The sequence below is a fragment of the Rathayibacter sp. AY1D2 genome (assembly GCF_002932695.1).
Lineage (GTDB): Bacteria > Actinomycetota > Actinomycetes > Actinomycetales > Microbacteriaceae > Rathayibacter.
Genome location: NZ_PSVX01000110.1, coordinates 1 through 4,171 on the forward strand (window position 1 = coordinate 1; position 4,171 = coordinate 4,171).

Genomic DNA, 4,171 nt, shown 5'->3' on the forward strand with positions numbered 1-4,171 from the left:
CCGCCTAGGAAGACGTCCCGGGTGCGTAATCGGGCGCATCCGGAAGGCCGAAGGCGCGCTCGAGCGTCTCGATGCCGGAGTCGTGCAGGTACCCGGAGAGCTGGGTCCCGACGTACCGCAGGTGGTACGGCTCCGACTCGTACCCCGTGATCGGAGTGGTGTCGGGCTTGTAGCGCACGAGAAAGCCGAAGCGGTGGGCGTTGGCGCCGACCCACTGCCCCTCCGGAGTGTCGCCCCAGCAGATCTCGAGCGCGCACGCGCCCGACGCTCCCACCACGTCGACCGCCCAGCCGGTCTGGTGCTCACTGTGCCCCGGGCGCGCACTCGTCGCATCCGCTCCCGCCTGCCCGCGCGAGGACACCCAGCCCGCGTAGACGCTGACCTGGGTGTCGTAGGAGCGGTAGGCGCTCTGCACCGCCAGCGAGAGGCCGGCCTCGGAGCGGGCGGCGGCGAAGAGCGGGACGAGGGCGTCCGCGGTCGCCTGGCGCATCGGCTGCCGGTTGACGTAGGGCACGTCGGGGAAGGTCAGGTCGGCGGGGACGTAGTCGACCGGCGCGAGCGTCCGCAGCTTGTTGACGACGACCCAGGTGCTCGCCGGGTCGTCGACGGACTGCGCGGTGAGGTCGATCCCGGAGGCGGTGGGAGTGGGAGTGGGAGTGGCGGTCGGCACCGCCGTGGGCGTCGAGGTGGTCGCGGCCGCGGAGGGCGACGGAGCGGGCGGCGCCGTCGAGGGGGTCGGCGAGGGCGCCGGCGCTCCGTTCCCGATGGCGGCTCCGACCCCCAGCGCGGTCAGGCCCGCCGCGGCGGCCACACCCCCGATGACCAGGGCTCGGCGGCCGACGGGGCGCCCATCGGTCGGCTCGTTCTCGTTCGACGTCATCCTCCGAGCCTAGACAGACCCGTTCCTGCGCATCTGCTGAAGCACCGGCGATCGGTTCTGTCCACCCGTGCCCCTCCACGCGGGTCGCGCATATCCTCTAAGGATTCACATAAGCAGACCCCCTAGCTTGAGTGACAGCCACGACTCCGCGTGCGACCGCCCCCTCGGCTGCACGGCCCCCCACGGAGCCGTCGATGGAAGGACCCCATGCTCCGACCCCTCACCGCACCCTCCGTCCCTCTCGCCGCCCTCGCTCGGACGCTCGAGATCGGCGACGAGGGCGGCCTGACGGCCGAGATCAGCGGAGTGACGCTGATCGCCTCCGACGTCGAGCCCGGCGACCTCTTCGTCGCCCTGCCCGGGGTCAACCGCCACGGGGCCGAGTTCGTCGAGCAGGCCGTGGCCCGCGGCGCCTCCGCCGTGCTGACCGACGCCGCGGGCGCCGACGCCGCGCGCGCGACCGGTCTGCCCGTCCTCGTGGTCGACGACCCCCGCTCCCGCCTGGGCGCCGTCGCCGCCGCCGTCTACGGGACGGCCGAGCGCTCCCCCGTGCTGCTCGGCGTGACCGGCACCAACGGCAAGACGTCGACCGTCCACATGCTCGAGGGGATCCTCCGCCAGCTCGGCGTCGTGCCCGGCCTCAGCTCGACCGCGGAGCGCCACATCGGCGACACCTCGGTGACCAGCGGCCTGACCACCCCGGAGGCGACGGAGCTGCACGCGCTCGTCGCCCGCATGGAGGAGGAGGGCGTCGGCGCGGCCGCGATCGAGGTCAGCGCCCAGGCGCTCACCCGCCACCGCGTCGACGGCGTGGTCTTCGACGTCGCCGGCTTCACGAACCTCAGCCACGACCACCTCGACGACTACGGCGACATGGACACCTACTTCGGCGAGAAGGCCCAGCTGTTCCAGCCCGATCGCGCGCGCCGGGCCGTCGTCTCGCTCGACTCCCCCGCGGGCGCGCGCCTCGTCGAGGTCGCCGGCGTGCCGGTCACCACGATCACCTCCCTCCCGGGCGTCGACGCCGACTGGACCATGACGGTGCTCGAGCAGGAGTTCGGCCGCACCCGCTTCCGGATCGGCAACCGCGAGGGCCGTGCCATCACGACCTCCGTCCCGATCATCGGCACCCACATGGCCGCCAACGCCGGACTGGCGATCGTGATGCTGATCGAGTCCGGTCGGCCGATCGGCGAGATCCGCGCCGCGCTGCACCGCGACGGCGGAGTGGACGCCTCCCTCCCCGGCCGCACCGAGCGCGTCTCCGGCGACCGCGGCCCCACGGTGTACGTCGACTTCGGACACAGCGCCGACGCCTTCGCCCGCACCCTGGAGGCCGTCCGCGAGGTCACTCCCGGCCGCGTGGTCATGGTGTTCGGCGCCGACGGCGACCGGGACGCGCTCAAGCGCCCGGCCATGGCCGAAGCCGCCGTCCTGGGCAGCGACGTGCTGGTCGTGACCGACCACCACCCGCGCTTCGAGGACCCGGCCTCGATCCGGCGCACCCTCGTCGAGGCCGCCCGCGCCGCACGTCCGGACGCCGAGATCCACGAGGTCGACGACCCCAAGCGCGCCATCCGCGTCGCCGTGTCCCTGGCGCACGAGGGCGACGCCATCCTCTGGGCCGGCCCCGGGCACCAGAACTACCGCGACATCCTCGGCGTGCGCACGCCGTACTCGGCCCGAGCCGAGGCCCGCGCAGCGCTCCGCGAGGCCGGCTGGGCGGACGAGGCGGTCCCCGCTCCGGCCTGATGCACGGCCCCGGCACGGCGGCCCTGAGATCCCGTTCAGGCTCGCCGGACGCTCTGTCGCGCTCTCCGCACGCGGTGTAACTTTGCGCAGCACGCAACGTTTGCGGCGGATCGCCGTGCCTGGACGCGTCCGCCAGACAAGGGGACCACCGTGGCCGACTCCGCCTCCGCTCCATCCGCTCCGACCTCGACGCCGTCCGGCGCCGTGATGTCGCACCGGCAGATCCTGTTCGTCATCTTCGGCCTGATGGCGGGGATGTTCCTCTCCTCGCTCGACCAGACCATCGTCGGCACCTCGATGCGCACCATCGCGGACGACCTCGACGGCCTCTCGCAGCAGGCGTGGGTGACCACCGCCTACCTGATCGTCTCGACGATCGCGACGCCGATCTACGGCAAGCTCTCCGACATCTTCGGACGCCGCCCGCTCTACCTGATCGCGATCGTGCTGTTCCTGATCGGCTCGACGCTCGCCGGCTTCTCGACTTCGATGCTCGGCCTCGCGGGCTTCCGCGCCGTGCAGGGCCTCGGCGCCGGCGGGCTCATGTCGCTCGCGCTCACGGTGATGGGCGACATCCTGCCCCCGCGCGAGCGCGCCAAGTACCAGGGCTACTTCCTGGCCGTCTTCGGGATCTCCAGCGTCGTCGGACCGCTCATCGGCGGCCTGCTCGCCGGCACCCCCGAGATCCTCTTCATCACCGGCTGGCGCTGGGTCTTCCTGATCAACCTCCCGATCGGCGCCGTCGCGCTCTTCATCGTCGTGCGGTTCCTCCACCTGCCCAAGCCCGCCGGCAAGCGCTCGGTGCGGATCGACTGGTGGGGCGCCTCCCTCGTCGTCATCGCCGCGGGACCGCTGCTGCTGATCGCCGAGCAGGGCCGCGAGTGGGGCTGGGGCTCGCCGATCGCGTGGGTCTGCTACATCGTCGGCGCGCTGGGCGTCATCGGCTTCATCGCGGCCGAGCGGATGATGGGCGACGACGCGCTCATCCCCCTCAAGCTCTTCCGCTCGCCGACCTTCTCGATGGCGACCGTGCTGGGCGTCCTCGTCGGCTTCGGCATGTTCGGCGGCATGATGGCGATCCCGCTGTACCTGCAGCTGGTGAACGGCGCCACGCCGACCGAGTCCGGCTTCCTGATGCTGCCGATGATCCTCGGCCTGATGATCGCCTCGATCGTCTCGGGTCAGATCATCTCGCGCACGGGCCGCTACCGCGCCTTCCCGATCGTCGGCACGTTCCTGATGTCGGCCGCGTTCTTCTACTTCACCTTCGTGACGATCGACAAGCCGGTGATCTTCATGATGGGCGGGATGCTGATGCTGGGCCTCGGGCTCGGGCAGATGATGCAGACCCTCACCCTGGCCTCGCAGAACTCGGTCGACGTGGCGAACATGGGAGTCGCGACCAGCGCCTCCACGTTCTTCCGCCAGATCGGCGGCACCCTGGGCACCGCCGTGATCTTCTCGGTGCTGTTCAGCCGGATCCCCGACACCATCGCCGCAGCCTTCAAGAACCCGGCGCTCGCGGCGGATCTGCAGCGG

General features: G+C 71.8%; 3 protein-coding genes. 2 read left to right on the forward strand and 1 reads right to left on the reverse strand.

Annotation, left to right across the window (positions count from 1 at the left end):
• Positions 1–4 precede the first annotated feature (4 nt).
• Positions 5–880 carry a D-alanyl-D-alanine carboxypeptidase family protein gene (locus C5D04_RS17485; protein WP_104348134.1) on the reverse strand — a complete coding sequence of 292 codons (876 nt, stop codon included), beginning with the start codon at positions 878–880 and terminating at the stop codon, positions 5–7.
• A gap of 207 nt (positions 881–1,087) precedes the next feature.
• On the opposite strand from C5D04_RS17485, the gene C5D04_RS17490 reads away from it, so the two are divergent.
• Both C5D04_RS17490 and C5D04_RS17495 read left to right on the forward strand, forming a co-directional pair.
• Positions 1,088–2,632, forward strand: a complete 1,545-nt coding sequence (locus C5D04_RS17490) for a Mur ligase family protein (protein WP_104292504.1) — start codon at positions 1,088–1,090, stop codon at positions 2,630–2,632.
• Positions 2,633–2,839: 207 nt separating this feature from the next.
• A partial coding sequence (locus C5D04_RS17495; RefSeq protein WP_146085892.1) for an MDR family MFS transporter occupies positions 2,840–4,171 on the forward strand: 1,332 nt, incomplete at its 3' end.

Excerpts from the sequence above, each read along its gene's own strand:
- C5D04_RS17485 (WP_104348134.1), bottom strand. The coding sequence starts at position 880 with ATGACGTCGAACGAGAACGAGCCGACCGATGGGCGCCCCGTCGGCCGC.
- C5D04_RS17490 (WP_104292504.1), top strand. The coding sequence starts at position 1,088 with ATGCTCCGACCCCTCACCGCACCCTCCGTCCCTCTCGCCGCCCTCGCT.